Raw genomic sequence first — 15,394 nt, forward strand, 5'->3', positions numbered from 1 at the left:
GGCGATACGCTGACCGAAACCAGCAACGCCGCAGACGGCTTTAACCCGGCAACAGAAGTGAGCGCATACAGCTATACCTCCGCTCGCGTCGCTAAACCGGTCTATAACAAATACAAAGCTTCCACCACCAAACCCAAAGTCTTCGGCTACTACACCGACTGGTCACAGTACGATGGTCGTCTGCAGGGCGATGATTCAAAAGATAACCGCGGTCGCGGCTACGACCTGGCCAACGTTTCTCCTACCGCCTACGACAAAATCATCGTCGGTTTCGTCGGCGTGACCGGCTTCCACAAAGTAGACAACCTGTGGCGCGACGTGGTTGCCGAAGGTGCCGATCAGTGCGGAAAAGTGAAGTACGAGCCCACCTTCCTCGACCCGTGGGGCGACTTCCAGTCTTACGTTAACGTTGGCCATACCGTCAGCGGCTGGGATGTCGATCCGAAGACCGTGACCCAGAGTAATACTAAGGGCCTGCTCGGCGGCCTGCGCGATCTGCAGGCCAAAGCGAAGCAGCAGGGCCACGACCTGGTGCTGTCCATGAGCATCGGCGGCTGGAGTATGAGTAACGGTTTCCATGAAACCGCCGCGTCTGACGCCTCGCGTAAGGTCTTTGCCAAAGGCGTGGTAAAACTATTCAAGCAGTTCCCGATGTTCAGCGAAGTGGACATTGACTGGGAATATCCGAACGCCGAAGGCGCTGGCAACCCGTACGGCCCGGAAGACGGCGAGAACTACGCCCTGCTGATTGGCGAACTGCGTAAGCAGCTGGACGCCGCAGGCCTGAGCAACGTCAAAATCTCCATTGCCAGCTCCGCAGTGGTCAAGACGCTCGGCTACTCCAACGTCAATGCGCTGCTGAAAGCGGGCCTTTACGGTATCAACGTCATGACCTATGACTTCTTCGGTACCCCGTGGGCGGAGAGCGTGACCCACCACACCAACCTGAAGGCGCTGGAAGAAGGCGGCTGGGGGGTGGATACCGTTGTCGGCCATCTGCTGTCCGAAGGCTTCCCGGCAGAGCGCATCAACATTGGTTACGCTGCCTACACCCGTAACGAGCGCAACGCGGAGCTGGAATCCCTGTCCCCGCTGAAAGGCACCTATAACCCGGGCACCGGTACCACCGTCGGCTCCTTCGAATCGGGTACCACCGAATGGTACGACATCATTTATAACTACCTGGATCTGGAAAACCAGAAAGGCCGTAACGGCTTCAACGTCTACACCGACAAGGTTGCCGACGCGGACTACCTCTACAACCCTGACAGCAAACTGTTCATGTCCCTGGATACGCCGCGCACGGTGAAAGCCAAGGGCGAATACGCCGCCAGCCTCGGCCTGGGCGCGCTGTTCACCTGGACAATCGACCAGGACAACGGCGTGCTGGTTAACGCCGCCCGTGAAGGTCTGGGCTATGAAATGGCGTCTGAAGTTATCGATATGGAGCCGTTCTATTTCGAAGGCATCAACGTCGACCCGGCGGATGAACCGGATGAAGAAGATGCGACTACCGACGTGAACCACGCGCCGAAAGCCGCCGTTGAACTGCGCGTCGTCGGCGGCTCTACCGTACAGCTTTCCGGTGAAGGATCCTCTGACGAAGATAAAGACGATATCACCTTCAGCTGGGGTGTTCCGTCTGAAATCACCGTGGCTGACAAAACCGTTCCCGTGATCGAGTTCGTCGTTCCGGACGTTTCCGTTAAAACCAACTTCCAGTTCACCCTGTTTGTCCGGGATGTCTGGGGCGAGCCTTCTACCCAGCAGCGTTTCGTGCTGGTCGCCGTTCCGGCTGCGTCTCAGATTCAACCTGAGCCGGAAGAGGAAGATAGCGTTGTGCCCGTAGAGCCGGAAGAAGATACCACGCCGGCAGAAGATGAGACTTCGGGGGATGACGCGACTACGCCTTATCCGCTGTGGGATGCCGCAACCGTGTACGGTGGGAACTGGGGGTCATTCGAAACGGTAAGCTGGAAAGGCCATAACTACCAGGTGAAATGGTGGTCTCAGGGCGATCAGCCGGACCTGAACTGCGCTGCGGGCCAGGCATGGACTGACCTTGGTGCTTACTAATCCTTTTCATTAAAGGAAAAGGATTGAGTTCAACAATACAAGCCCCGGAAAACCGGGGCTTTTTCCACCAGGGAACGAGGAGTGTTGTCAATGACGGTCTCGATTAAAAACAGCCAGATCGATGTGAATAGCTGGTATCAGAAAATCACGTTAACCATCACCAATGAAAATAACCGTGCCGTGGATATGAATCATGCGGTCATTAGCTTTACCGGGTCCGGCCATCAGGATCCGTGGGGAAATTTTGGCGGTACCCTCAAAGGGGACATGCCTCTTACGTTAAGCGGTAAATCACAGGGGACCGTTGACGTCAATGAAATCATTATTAATAACAGCCGGCAGCTGTTACTGCAGCCGGGCGAAAGCGGTACGTTATTCTTCAGTTTTGTCGCCACTCAGGTTCCGGTAAAACTCTCGACCTTCACATTAACGCTGGCCTCTTCGGCACAAGACGAGACAACGGATGACGCTGCAGATGAGGTTGAGCCAGAACCTGAAGTTCCCGCCGATGATGATACTGATAGCCTGAAGCCCGAACCTGAAGACCATATCCCTGCTGATGAGGAAACGGATGAGGTTGCTCCGGAACCTCAAGAGCAGGGTGATGATGCGGTTGAGGAAGAGGAAGGGATAGTTATTGCGGCAAGCCAGCTGAGTACGACCAGCTGGTATCAGCGCGTCACCCTGACGCTGACCAATCTCTATTCCCACTCTATCGATCTTAATCAACTTAAGCTGGAGTTTACCGCCAGCGGGCATCCCGATCCTTACAGCCCGTTCAGCGGTTCTTTGCTCGGCAATAAGCCCGTGACGCTGGGCAGCGACGGCGGTTGGCCCATCGAGAAAAATACGATTACCATTCATCATGATGGCGAGTTCTGGCTGACGGCCGGGGCCAGCGCCGAGCTGCAGTTCTTTCTTTCCGCTACCCAAACTCCGGTCACGATGAGCGGCTTAACCGCAACCCTGGCGCACGATCCTGGCCGTCAGGGGACGATTGAAATTGAGTTTCCACCGTTGGCGGAAAGCACAACCCTCAAGCCGACCATCGATCTGCGCTATCCAGACGCAACATCACAACGCTTTGCCGGCGAGTGGGGACAGGCTTTAGTCATCGGCGATCTTAGCGCCGGCGATTACGCTATCACCGTGCTGGAGCTGTGCAATGATGATATGCGGATCGCGCCTGTTGAATCGACGTATTCGCTTAAGCTTGTTTCCGGTCATGACGCCCAAACCTGCCGGGTTGCGTATCAATCGCCAGTACCGTTGGCTTCGGTACGCCTGACTGTCGATGCCCCTGAGTTCATCGGCGCGGAAATGGTGGTTGAGCTGTGGACGGAATCTGGCGTCTGCGAAAGAACCCTGACAATGCCCGTCAATCAAATGCAGCTGGTGACCCGGCTTACCGCGGGGCACCGCTATCAGATGGGTTTGCAACCTGCGGTTATCAATAACCAGATGGTGACGACTCCCGCCCTGCCGACTATTTTTACCCCTGAACAAGGGGTGGCGAAAGAGGTGCTCGTCGGCTTCCGGCAGACGGAGGTTGATAGCCATGATTTTGTTGAGGTTCAGGCCACTATACTGGGCTTGCCTGAGGGCGTTTCGCCCCAGCGCTATCGGTTCTGCTATGGGCAATATCAATATACTCTGATGCTGGAGAGCACTCCCCATCTGCAAACGCTGGCGATGCCTATGGCTCCTGGCCAGTACAGCGTTGAGGCGCCAGAGGTTTATCTCTCCGGGACGCCGTGGCGCTGTGAACCGGACGCGCCGCTGCGGCTGTTGCAAAGCGTCAACCATATCACCCTGGAGTTTGTTCAGGGCGTTCCCTTGCAGGTTAAAGGCTGGCCAAACTATCTCGCCCACGGTGGCGTGACGGTGAATGCGGCGGACACCGTATCGCTATACCGCGACGTCCCCTTTAGCGCCCTGTTTAAATACGATGGTTTTGATGGCGGCGGTGACCCCGTCCCGGCTGCGGAAGTGGATAAAAACGGCGACGGCTTTCTTGATTATGATTCGCTCCCGATTCACAAAACCGTTCCTCTGGTACGTGAGATTGAAAAAGAGGCGGGCCGTTGCGTAATGCCGGTCATGGTGGTGTATACCGCCAATGCCAGCGGCGGCAGCGCGCTCGCCGATCTCCAGGACGCTCAGCGGTTGCGTAACCATTTTGGCAACTTCATCACCCAGTGTCTCGCGGCGCAATCCTGGAAGGATGACGAGCATCCGGTTCCCGCCACCTTTGTGCTGAACCCCGATTTTCTTGGCGCGATGCAGCAGGAGCCGTATGGCTACGCTGCGGTGCGTCAAGCGAATAGCATGCAGGTTAATGTCCAACTGGCGGCCGCGATTAACGCTTTGCCTGCGCTTCCGGGATTCAGCGCGCCGGTGTTGCCGACGTTTTCTAACGATCTCTACGGTTATGTCCAGGCGGTCAACTACATTGTGCGGCAGTTCGCGCCGGATGTGGCATTCGGCTGGCAGACAAACGTATGGGCGACGGGAACGGCAGATTGGGTACTCAGGCCGAACGCCGATCCGGCCGCGCAGGGGACCGCTATCGCCAACTTTATCAATGAGCTGGGTGTCTATAGCGGTGAGTATGCGCCAGACTTTATCGCTTTTGATAAATTTGAGCGCGATTGCTTTAGCCCTGATGCATTAGCGCACTATGCCTGGAACGCGACCTGCTGGTTGAATTATCTGGGGATGGTAAAACACGCGGCTAAAGCGCTGCGTAAACCGGCAATGCTGTGGCAAATTCCGGGCGGCCATATGCCAACCGTGGATGAAGGCAGCAGTAAAATTGCCGCCGCGCATTACGCATCGGGCGGAAGCTTCTTTATGGGCGATGCGCGTATTGGCTGCGATCTCGATACCATCGCGTCAGATCTGCTCAATACGGCGGTGAATAGCGCAACTTACGGCGCGGCGACCGTCGGTGACTTTTTACGCCAGGATAAGGGTTACGACTGGGGGCAAATGCAGGCATTGAATCTACCCGACTACCATGTTTTCTCAGTACTGTGGGGCGGCGGCTCGACGGTAAGCATAACCACCATTCACTCTAATGGTGAAGATGGCGGTTGGCTGGCAGATAAAATGGTTGAGTATTATACCGCACCGGCCTATTTCAGTTAATGTCACATTTACCCCGCCATAGCGCCTGAAAAATGCATCGCTGTTCATAGTGATTCAGAATATTTAATTTCTGAATCACTATTTTTAGTGTATTTTTATTTCGTGAGAGATAGTTTCAGCAGTTATTTTATTGTTATGTTAATTTTTTGTTTTGCGATTTATTTGTGGTTGTTGAAGTTTATATTAAGAATTTGCGCTTTGTGCTAAGTATTGCGTTTTCGTGCTTGCGGCTAAAAATATACTTCCGGGAGGATGTTTATAATGAATTGAAGATAACCTCCGTTAAGTATATCTTGGGGTAATCTATGATTATGGTAATAATGAAAAATGAAATTAGACGTTGCTGAAAATGATAATGGGAATACCCTGCATTCCTATCTTTTTTCCCAACAGGCTAAACCGCATGCAGCGCTTGATGCACTCTTCGCCTCGCTATGGTCCTTCGGTAAACCTTTTAATTTGGCTCCCGGAGATGAGTTTTTACTGAATTCAGACGGGGAAAATAAAATTGTGCTGCTGGAGTCAGGTATATTTTCCTTTTGCCGCTGTGGCAGCGGACTTCATGTTAATTCCTCTTTTGCTCCCGCCATTATCGGATTAGTCGATAGTTATGGGGTGACTTACAATGTTCCGACCCGGCCAGAACACTTTCTGATAGCAGAAACGAAGTGCAGCGGACGCGCAGTGTCTCTGCCCGACTTTATCAAGACTGTTGATGAGTGCGATCTGTGGCACGATGTCGCACGAATACTTGCCTATCGTCTGATGGTCATGAGCGTACGCGATCGTGAACTGGTCGGTGTGGATTCTTATCTGAAGGTGAGATCGTTATTAATCGAGCTTTGGGCTTATGCCAGCGAATATCGACAAAGTATTAATGTGCTTAACTTCATTCAACGCCGAACAGGAATTTCCCGTAGCCGTACCATGAAGCTTCTCTCTGAACTGAAAAAAGGCGGCTATATAACTATTGATGGCGGCCGTTTAATAGATATGAAAAAATTACCCACGGCTTTTTAATACTTTTCAGGGCAAAGGTGTTTATTAGTATTAGTAGTCACCTTTTAAACTTTCTTGGTACGGAAATTGTCGAGATATTCATATATTGATTATCCTGTCAATCATGCTAATGACGTAAAGAGAGATTTCCCATTGGTATAATTTTTAAATATCTTATGGGGACATAAAAAAGTCGACGATCGCGGCAACCGCTCATGCATCATCCCATTCACGCTAAGCTAATACGCATAACCATGAAGATGGCGATACGGATTCTTTCCTTATGGCCGTTGAGGATGGGGCTGGCGTACCTCTGACTTCCTGTTCGGACAACGCAGCGTCACCCATTGACGAGCGGACGGCCAATCTCTTAATGAGGGTTAATTCGTAAAAAACGAATGTAATGGCAATTTAAAACTGATTTTTTCGAGGTTTCCGCATATGTATTATGCTTTTATCGAGTTGTTTGCGGATATGGTGAGGTAAAAGTGAAACATCTGCAGCGTTTTTTTCAGAGCGATGCTTCCGGGGGCATTATCTTAATCCTGGCCGCTATCATGGCCATGTTATTAGCCAATACCGGCATGACCAGCGGCCTGTATCGCTCTTTTCTGGAAACGCCCGTCCAGCTGCGCATCGGTGCGTTAGAGATCAACAAGAACATGCTGTTGTGGATTAACGACGCGCTGATGGCGGTATTTTTCCTGCTTATCGGTCTGGAAGTGAAGCGTGAAATGAATCAGGGGGCATTGGCCAGCCGTCGCCAGGCGGTGTTTCCGGTGGTCGCGGCGTTGGGCGGAATGGTGGTTCCGGCGCTGGTCTACCTGGCGTTTAACGGCCAGGATGCGATTGCCAGAGAAGGGTGGGCAATTCCGGCCGCCACCGATATTGCCTTCGCGCTGGGCGTGCTGGCGCTGCTGGGGAATCGGGTGCCCGCCGCGCTGAAGATTTTCCTGATGGCGCTGGCCATTATCGACGATCTGGGCGCCATTATTATTATTGCGCTGTTCTATACGCACGATCTTTCCGTCGTCTCATTGGTTGTCGCTGCCGGAGCCATTGCTGTGCTGGCGGGGTTAAATCTGTGCGGCGTACGGCGTACCGGGATCTATATTCTGGTGGGCGCCATACTCTGGACCGCGGTTCTTAAGTCGGGGGTTCACGCAACGCTGGCCGGGGTCATTGTCGGCTTTATGATCCCGCTAAAAGAGCAGAACGGCAAATCGCCGGCGAAGCAGCTTGAGCACGTGCTGCATCCGTGGGTGGCATTCCTGATCCTGCCCCTGTTCGCCTTCGCTAACGCGGGCGTTTCTTTGCAGGGCGTCACGGTAGAAGGGCTGACCTCACTGCTGCCGTTGGGTATTATTGCCGGGCTGTTTATCGGTAAGCCGTTGGGTATTAGCGTCTTCTGCTGGCTGGCGCTGAAGCTGAAATGGGCTTCGTTACCCGAAGGAACCACCTGTAAGCAAATTATGGCGGTCGGCATCCTGTGTGGGATTGGCTTCACAATGTCGATTTTTATTGCCACCCTGGCCTTCGGTAGCGTCGACCCCGGATTGATCAACTGGGCCAAGCTTGGCATCCTGATTGGATCGATATTATCGGCCGTCACGGGATACATAATATTGCGTAAGCGCGTAACGGATTCGGGCTACGCGGCTTAACATCTCACGGAGAGCCGCTACGGCTCTCCTGGACATTATCAGGGAGAGAAGCATGTCGCATATCAACTACAACCACCTGTACTACTTCTGGCATGTCTACAAAGAGGGCTCCGTTGTTGGCGCGGCGGAAGCGCTGTTCCTGACGCCGCAGACCATTACCGGGCAAATTAAGGCGCTGGAAGAACGCCTGCAGGGGAAATTGTTCAAGCGTAAAGGAAGGGGGCTGGAGCCTAGCGAATTAGGTGAATTGGTGTTCCGCTATGCGGATCGCATGTTTACGCTGAGCCAGGAAATGCTCGACATCGTTAACTACCGTAAAGAGTCGAATCTGCTGTTTGATGTTGGCGTTGCGGATGCGCTGTCGAAAAGGTTGGTGAGCGGCGTACTGGATGCCGCCGTCGTCGAGAATGAACAGATCCATTTACGCTGCTTCGAGTCGACCCACGAAATGCTGCTGGAGCAGCTAAGCCAGCATAAACTCGATATGATTATCTCCGACTGCCCCATCGATTCCACCCAGCAGGAAGGGCTGTTTTCGGTGAAAATCGGCGAGTGCAGCGTGAGCTTCTGGTGCATGAATCCGCCGCCGGAAAAACCGTTCCCCGGCTGTCTGGAAGAACGCCGTTTGCTGATCCCCGGCCGCCGTTCTATGTTAGGGCGCAAGCTGCTGAACTGGTTTAACTCGCAGGGTTTGCAGGTGGAGATTCTGGGCGAGTTTGATGATGCGGCGTTGATGAAGGCCTTCGGCGCGGCGCACAATGCGATATTTGTCGCGCCGACGCTCTATGCGCATGATTTCTATAGCGATGAGTCGATAGTCGAGATCGGACGCATGGACAACGTCATGGAGGAGTATCACGCCATCTTTGCCGAACGAATGATCCAGCATCCAGCGGTGCAGCGTATTTGTCATCGCGACTATTCGGCGCTCTTTACGCCGCCTCAGGCATAGGCCAGAACGGTTTCTTGCCGCGCGGAAAATACCCCACCAGTTCATGCGGAAGCATGAGCTGGCTGCGATAACCAGAACGCGAGTCGTGACGTATTACGTGATAAACGACAGGCATAAAAAAACCCGCTTTCGCGGGTTTTTTTACAAAGCGACAACAAGCAGGCGATTAAGCCAGTTTGTTGATCTGAGCGGTCAGGTTTGCTTTATGACGCGCAGCTTTGTTTTTGTGGATCAGACCTTTAGCAGCCTGACGGTCCACGATTGGTTGCATTTCGTTAAATGCTTTCAGTGCAGTAGCTTTGTCGCCAGCTTCAATAGCTGCGTATACTTTCTTGATGAAAGTACGCATCATAGAGCGACGGCTAGCGTTGTGCTTGCGGGCCTTTTCAGACTGAACGGCGCGCTTCTTAGCTGATTTGATATTAGCCAAGGTCCAACTCCCAAATGTGTTCTATATGGACAATTCAAAGGCCGAGGAGAATGCCCGTTTAGCCTTCTTTTGTCAATGGATTTGTGCAAATAAGCGTCGTTTAAACCAACAACGCTTTATTACGTAGTGATGGCGCAAGATTCTACCAGCTTGTTGCAGGCGAATACAGCCTTTCGACCATAAAAATCGACGACGCTGGAGAGATTTTCCCGCAATCTCGCGCTGAGTGAATGAATTCCCGGGATCTTTCGGTGAAGAGGTGCAATCGCTGGTTAACGTCGCCAGTTGTACAAGGTATACTCGGACGATTTTCACTGTTTTGAGCCAGACATGAAGCTGATACGCGGCATACATAATCTCAGTCAGGCCCCGCACGGGTGCGTGCTGACCATTGGAAATTTTGACGGCGTGCATCGCGGGCACCAGGCATTATTGCAGCGTTTGCGCGCAGAAGGTCGCCAGCGTGGCTTACCGGTGGTGGTGATGATTTTTGAACCACAGCCGCTTGAGCTTTTTGCCGCCGATAAAGCGCCCGCGCGTTTAACGCGCCTGCGTGAGAAGCTGAATTATCTGGCCGAAAGCGGCGTCGATTACGTACTGTGCGTGCGCTTCGATCGGCGCTTTGCGGCATTGACCGCCCAGGACTTTATCAGCGAACTGCTGGTGCGCCAGCTGGGCGTCCAGTTCCTCGCCGTTGGCGATGATTTCCGCTTTGGCGCCGGTCGCCAGGGGGATTTCTTGTTACTGCAAAAAGCCGGCGTGGAGTTCGGCTTTGACGTCACCAGCACTCAAACCTTCTGTGAAGGCGGCGTGCGCATCAGCAGCACGGCGGTACGCCAGGCGCTGGCGGACGACGATCTGCCCCTCGCGGAGACGCTGCTGGGGCATCCGTTTACCATCTCCGGTCGCGTCGTGCACGGCGATGAGCTCGGGCGCACAATAGGCTTCCCGACGGCGAATTTACCGCTGCGCCGTCAGGTTTCCCCGGTAAAAGGGGTCTATGCGGTAGAAGTGACAGGGCTTGGCGACAAACCTTTTATGGGCGTCGCCAACATTGGTACTCGTCCAACGGTCTCCGGCGTGCGTCAGCAGCTGGAAGTTCATCTCCTGGATGTTGTAATGGACCTCTACGGTCGCCATATAGATGTAATACTGCGTAAAAAAATACGTAATGAGCAGCGATTTGCGTCGCTTGATGAGCTGAAAACGCAAATCGCACGTGATGAGTTAACGGCCCGCGACTTCTTTGGGCTAACCGGCCAGGCATAACCCTGACGGTGTTTATCAAACCGAAATACGGAACCGAGAATCTGATGAGTGACTATAAATCGACCCTGAATTTGCCGGAAACAGGGTTCCCGATGCGCGGCGACCTCGCCAAGCGTGAACCGGGAATGCTGGCGCGTTGGACCGATGATGACCTGTACGGCATCATTCGTGCAGCCAAAAAAGGCAAAAAAACCTTCATTCTGCATGATGGCCCTCCTTATGCGAATGGCAGCATTCATATTGGTCACTCGGTTAACAAGATTCTGAAAGACATTATCGTTAAGTCCAAAGGGCTGGCGGGCTATGACTCTCCGTACGTACCGGGCTGGGACTGCCACGGTCTGCCGATCGAGCTGAAAGTGGAGCAAGAGTACGGTAAGCCGGGTGAGAAATTCACCGCCGCCGAGTTCCGCGCTAAGTGCCGCGAATACGCCGCCACCCAGGTTGACGGACAGCGTAAAGACTTTATCCGTCTGGGCGTGCTGGGCGACTGGTCGCGCCCGTACCTGACCATGGACTTCAAAACCGAAGCCAACATCATCCGCGCGCTGGGTAAAATCATCGGCAACGGCCATCTGCACAAAGGCGCTAAGCCGGTGCACTGGTGCGTAGACTGCCGTTCCGCGCTGGCGGAAGCGGAAGTCGAGTATTACGACAAAACCTCTCCGTCCATCGACGTGGCGTTCCACGCGGCCGATAAAGCGGCGGTGCTGGCGAAATTTGGCGTGGCCGACGTCAACGGCCCGGTTTCTCTGGTTATCTGGACCACCACCCCGTGGACCCTGCCGGCGAACCGCGCCATCTCGCTCTCCCCGGAGTTTGACTATGCGCTGGTGCAGGTTGACGGTCAGGCGCTGATTCTGGCAAAAGACCTGGTCGACAGCGTGATGAAGCGCGCCGGCATTGCTGATTACACCATCCTGGCGGTGGTGAACGGCGCCGAGCTGGAGCTGATGCGCTTTAAGCATCCGTTCCTCGATTTTGACGTCCCGGCGATCCTGGGTGATCACGTCACGCTGGACGCGGGTACCGGTGCGGTGCATACCGCGCCAGGCCACGGTCCGGATGACTATGTCATCGGTCAAAAATATGGCCTGGAAGTGGCGAACCCGGTTGGCCCGGACGGCGCCTATCTGCCGGGAACCTACCCAACGCTGGACGGCGTAAACGTCTTTAAAGCCAACGATGTTGTCGTTGCGCTTCTGTCAGAAAAAGGCGCGCTGCTGCACGTTGAAAAAATGCAGCACAGCTACCCGTGCTGCTGGCGTCACAAAACGCCGATCATCTTCCGCGCCACGCCGCAGTGGTTCGTGAGCATGGATCAAAAAGGTCTGCGCAAACAGTCGCTTTCCGAAATCAAAGGCGTGCAGTGGATCCCGGACTGGGGCCAGGCGCGTATCGAATCGATGGTCGCCAACCGTCCTGACTGGTGTATCTCCCGTCAGCGCACCTGGGGCGTACCGATGTCGCTGTTCGTGCATAAAGAGACGCAGGAGCTGCACCCGCGCACGCTGGAACTGATGGAAGAAGTGGCGAAACGCGTAGAAGTCGACGGCATCCAGGCGTGGTGGGATCTCGATTCCCGCGACATCCTCGGCGCCGACGCGGATAGCTACGAGAAGGTGCCGGATACGCTGGACGTCTGGTTTGACTCCGGGTCGACCCACTCTTCCGTCGTTGACGTGCGTCCGGAGTTCGCCGGTCACGCCGCCGATATGTATCTGGAAGGCTCCGACCAGCACCGCGGCTGGTTTATGTCATCCCTGATGATCTCTACCGCGATGAAGGGCAAAGCGCCTTACCGCCAGGTACTGACCCACGGCTTTACCGTTGATGGCCAGGGCCGCAAGATGTCCAAGTCTATCGGCAATACCGTTTCTCCGCAGGACGTGATGAACAAGCTGGGCGCGGATATTCTGCGCCTGTGGGTGGCTTCCACCGACTACACTGGCGAAATGGCGGTCTCTGACGAGATCCTCAAACGCGCCGCTGACAGCTATCGTCGTATCCGTAACACCGCGCGCTTCCTGCTGGCGAACCTCAACGGTTTCGATCCGGCAAAAGATATGGTGAAACCGGAAGAGATGGTCGTGCTGGACCGCTGGGCAGTAGGCTGCGCGCAAGCGGCGCAGGACGATATCGTCAAAGCCTACGAATCCTACGACTTCCACGAAGTGGTGCAGCGCCTGATGCGCTTCTGCTCCATCGAAATGGGCTCGTTCTGGCTCGATATCATTAAAGATCGCCAGTACACCACCAAGGCTGACAGCATCGCGCGTCGTAGCTGCCAGACCGCGCTGTACCATATTGCCGAGGCGCTGGTGCGCTGGATGGCGCCGATCATGTCCTTCACCGCTGACGAAATCTGGGGTTACCTGCCGGGCGACCGCGAGAAATACGTCTTTACCGGCGAATGGTATACCGGCCTGTTTGGCCTGGACGCTGACGAAGCGATGAACGACGGCTTCTGGGACGCGCTGCTGAAGGTGCGTGGCGAAGTCAACAAGGTTATCGAACAGGCTCGTACGGACAAGCAGGTGGGCGGCTCTCTGGAAGCGGCGGTAACGCTGTACGCCGATGCCGATCTCGCGGCGAAGCTGAACGCGCTGGGCGATGAATTGCGATTTGTCCTGTTGACCTCAGGGGCGAACGTTGCCGATTATGCGCAGGCTCCGGCCGACGCCTGGCAGAGTGAACTGCTCAAAGGTCTGAAAGTCGTGCTGAGTAAAGCCGAAGGTGACAAGTGCCCGCGCTGCTGGCATTACACCACGGATATCGGCAAGGTGGCGGAACACGCGGATATCTGCGGACGCTGTGTCAGCAACATCGCCGGTGACGGCGAAAAACGTAAGTTTGCCTGATGAGTAAACCGATTTGTTCAACGGGGCTACGCTGGCTGTGGGTCGTCGTAGCCGTGCTGATTATCGATTTAGGCAGTAAATTCCTGATCCTCCAGAACTTCGCTCTGGGGGATACGGTATCGCTGTTCCCATCGCTTAATCTGCACTATGCGCGCAACTATGGCGCGGCTTTTAGCTTCCTCGCCGACAGCGGCGGCTGGCAGCGCTGGTTCTTCGCCGGTATCGCTATCGGTATCTGCGTGATCCTTGCGGTGCTGATGTATCGTTCTAAGGCGACGCAAAAGCTGAATAATATTGCCTACGCCCTGATTATTGGCGGCGCGCTGGGGAATTTATTCGACAGGCTGTGGCATGGTTTTGTCGTCGATATGATCGATTTCTACGTCGGGAACTGGCACTTCGCCACCTTCAACCTCGCCGATACCGCTATCTGTATCGGCGCGGCGCTGATTGTGCTGGAAGGCTTCTTACCGAACGCGGCTGCGAAGAAACAGGCGTAACAAAACTCGCCCGGCGGCGCTGCCGCCGGGCAAAACAAGTGAGCAACCTGCATGTCTAAATCAGTACAGAGCAACAGTGCGGTGCTGGTGCACTTCACCTTAAAGCTCGACGATGGCTCCACCGCAGAGTCAACCCGCAATAACGGTAAACCCGCGCTCTTTCGCCTGGGCGATACCTCGCTTTCTGAAGGTCTGGAACAGCATCTGCTGGGGCTGAAAGAAGGGGATAAAACCACCTTTTCGCTGGAGCCGGACGCCGCGTTTGGCGTACCGAGCCCGGACCTGATTCAATATTTCTCGCGCCGGGAGTTTATCGACGCGGGCGAGCCGGAAGTCGGCGCGATAATGCTTTTTACCGCAATGGATGGCAGCGAAATGCCCGGCGTGATCCGCGAAGTGAACGGCGATTCGATCACCGTTGATTTCAATCATCCGCTGGCCGGGCGTACCGTTCATTTTGATGTTGAAGTGCTGGAGATCGATCCGGCGCTGGAGGAGTAAGATGCAGATTCTGTTGGCTAACCCGCGCGGCTTCTGCGCAGGCGTTGACCGCGCTATCAGCATTGTTGAAAATGCGCTGACGCTATACGGCGCGCCGATCTACGTGCGTCATGAAGTCGTGCACAACCGCTATGTTGTCGACAGCCTGCGTCAACGCGGCGCTATTTTTATCGAGCAGATTAGCGAAGTGCCGGACGGCGCCATCCTGATTTTCTCCGCCCACGGCGTCTCTCAGGCCGTTCGCAACGAGGCGAAAAGCCGCGATTTGACGGTTTTTGACGCCACCTGCCCGCTGGTGACTAAAGTGCATATGGAAGTCGCCCGCGCCAGCCGCCGCGGCGAAGAGTCGATTCTGATTGGCCACGCCGGTCACCCGGAAGTGGAAGGCACCATGGGGCAGTACAGCAACCCGCAGGGGGGGATGTACCTGGTGGAATCGCCGGACGATGTCTGGACGCTGGACGTGAAAAACGACGCTAAGCTGTCGTTTATGACCCAGACGACGCTCTCCGTCGACGATACCTCCGACGTGATTGACGCTCTGCGCGAGCGCTTCCCGAAAATCGTCGGGCCGCGTAAAGATGATATCTGCTACGCCACGACTAACCGTCAGGAAGCCGTCCGCGCGCTGGCCGGGCAGGCCGACGTGGTGCTGGTGGTGGGGTCGAAGAACTCCTCTAACTCTAACCGCCTGGCCGAGCTGGCGCAGCGGATGGGGAAAGCGGCCTATCTGATCGACGACGCGACCGATATCCAGGAAGCCTGGGTCAAAGAGGCGGATTGCGTCGGCGTGACCGCGGGCGCATCGGCGCCGGATATCCTGGTACAGAACGTGATTTCTCGTTTGCAGGAGCTGGGCGGCGGCGAAGCGGTGCCGCTGGAAGGCCGCGAAGAGAACATCGTTTTCGAGGTGCCGAAAGAGCTGCGCGTAGATGTCCGTGAAGTAGAGTAAGTTCTTTTCCGCCGCAGTATGAGAAGATGCCAGACTTAAC

General features: G+C 55.0%; 11 protein-coding genes. 10 read left to right on the forward strand and 1 reads right to left on the reverse strand.

The annotated features are described in order from the left end of the window. The 5 genes from F8562_RS08420 to nhaR form a co-directional block, all read left to right on the forward strand. On the forward strand, positions 1 to 2,076 hold a 2,076-nt coding region (locus tag F8562_RS08420; RefSeq protein WP_151891897.1), incomplete at its 5' end, for a glycosyl hydrolase family 18 protein. Positions 2,077 to 2,166: 90 nt separating this feature from the next. Further along, positions 2,167 to 5,226 carry a chitinase gene (locus F8562_RS08425; RefSeq protein ID WP_101869179.1) on the forward strand — a complete coding sequence of 1,020 codons (3,060 nt, stop codon included), beginning with the start codon at positions 2,167 to 2,169 and terminating at the stop codon, positions 5,224 to 5,226. 327 nt (positions 5,227 to 5,553) lie between these two features. Continuing rightward, positions 5,554 to 6,246, forward strand: a complete 693-nt coding sequence (locus F8562_RS08430; RefSeq protein WP_032694608.1) for a winged helix-turn-helix transcriptional regulator — start codon at positions 5,554 to 5,556, stop codon at positions 6,244 to 6,246. A 467-nt stretch (positions 6,247 to 6,713) separates the two neighbouring features. Continuing rightward, on the forward strand, positions 6,714 to 7,889 hold the full coding sequence (gene nhaA / locus F8562_RS08435; protein WP_014227862.1) for a Na+/H+ antiporter NhaA: 1,176 nt from the start codon (positions 6,714 to 6,716) through the stop codon (positions 7,887 to 7,889). Between the two features lie 52 nt (positions 7,890 to 7,941). After that, positions 7,942 to 8,841 carry a transcriptional activator NhaR gene (gene nhaR, locus F8562_RS08440; protein WP_014227863.1) on the forward strand — a complete coding sequence of 300 codons (900 nt, stop codon included), beginning with the start codon at positions 7,942 to 7,944 and terminating at the stop codon, positions 8,839 to 8,841. Between the two features lie 166 nt (positions 8,842 to 9,007). On the opposite strand, the gene rpsT is transcribed toward nhaR, so the two are convergent. Continuing rightward, on the reverse strand, positions 9,008 to 9,271 hold the full coding sequence (gene rpsT / locus F8562_RS08445) for a 30S ribosomal protein S20 (protein ID WP_003018940.1): 264 nt from the start codon (positions 9,269 to 9,271) through the stop codon (positions 9,008 to 9,010). Positions 9,272 to 9,601: 330 nt separating this feature from the next. Between rpsT and ribF the strand changes: the two genes are divergently transcribed. Genes ribF through ispH form a run of 5 tightly spaced genes read left to right on the forward strand, consistent with a single transcriptional unit; the run spans position 9,602 to position 15,354 of the window. Next, positions 9,602 to 10,540: a bifunctional riboflavin kinase/FAD synthetase gene (gene ribF, locus F8562_RS08460; RefSeq protein ID WP_004098483.1), complete on the forward strand. Its 939-nt coding sequence runs from the start codon at positions 9,602 to 9,604 to the stop codon at positions 10,538 to 10,540. A gap of 44 nt (positions 10,541 to 10,584) precedes the next feature. Beyond that, positions 10,585 to 13,401, forward strand: a complete 2,817-nt coding sequence (gene ileS, locus F8562_RS08465; RefSeq protein WP_038424943.1) for an isoleucine--tRNA ligase — start codon at positions 10,585 to 10,587, stop codon at positions 13,399 to 13,401. Next, the gene (gene lspA, locus F8562_RS08470) at positions 13,401 to 13,901 is read left to right on the forward strand and encodes a signal peptidase II (RefSeq protein ID WP_004098485.1); all 501 of its coding nucleotides are present in this window, start codon (positions 13,401 to 13,403) and stop codon (positions 13,899 to 13,901) included. The genes ileS and lspA overlap by 1 nt, the downstream gene beginning before the upstream one ends. 51 nt (positions 13,902 to 13,952) lie before the next feature. Then, the gene (gene fkpB, locus F8562_RS08475) at positions 13,953 to 14,402 is read left to right on the forward strand and encodes an FKBP-type peptidyl-prolyl cis-trans isomerase (RefSeq protein ID WP_038424059.1); all 450 of its coding nucleotides are present in this window, start codon (positions 13,953 to 13,955) and stop codon (positions 14,400 to 14,402) included. A 1-nt stretch (position 14,403) separates the two neighbouring features. Next, positions 14,404 to 15,354, forward strand: a complete 951-nt coding sequence (gene ispH / locus F8562_RS08480) for a 4-hydroxy-3-methylbut-2-enyl diphosphate reductase (RefSeq protein ID WP_014227866.1) — start codon at positions 14,404 to 14,406, stop codon at positions 15,352 to 15,354. The last annotated feature ends 40 nt before the right edge of the window (positions 15,355 to 15,394 follow it).

The organism is Klebsiella sp. RCJ4 (genome assembly GCF_009025755.1).
In the GTDB taxonomy this organism is placed as follows: Bacteria; Pseudomonadota; Gammaproteobacteria; order Enterobacterales; family Enterobacteriaceae; genus Klebsiella; species Klebsiella michiganensis.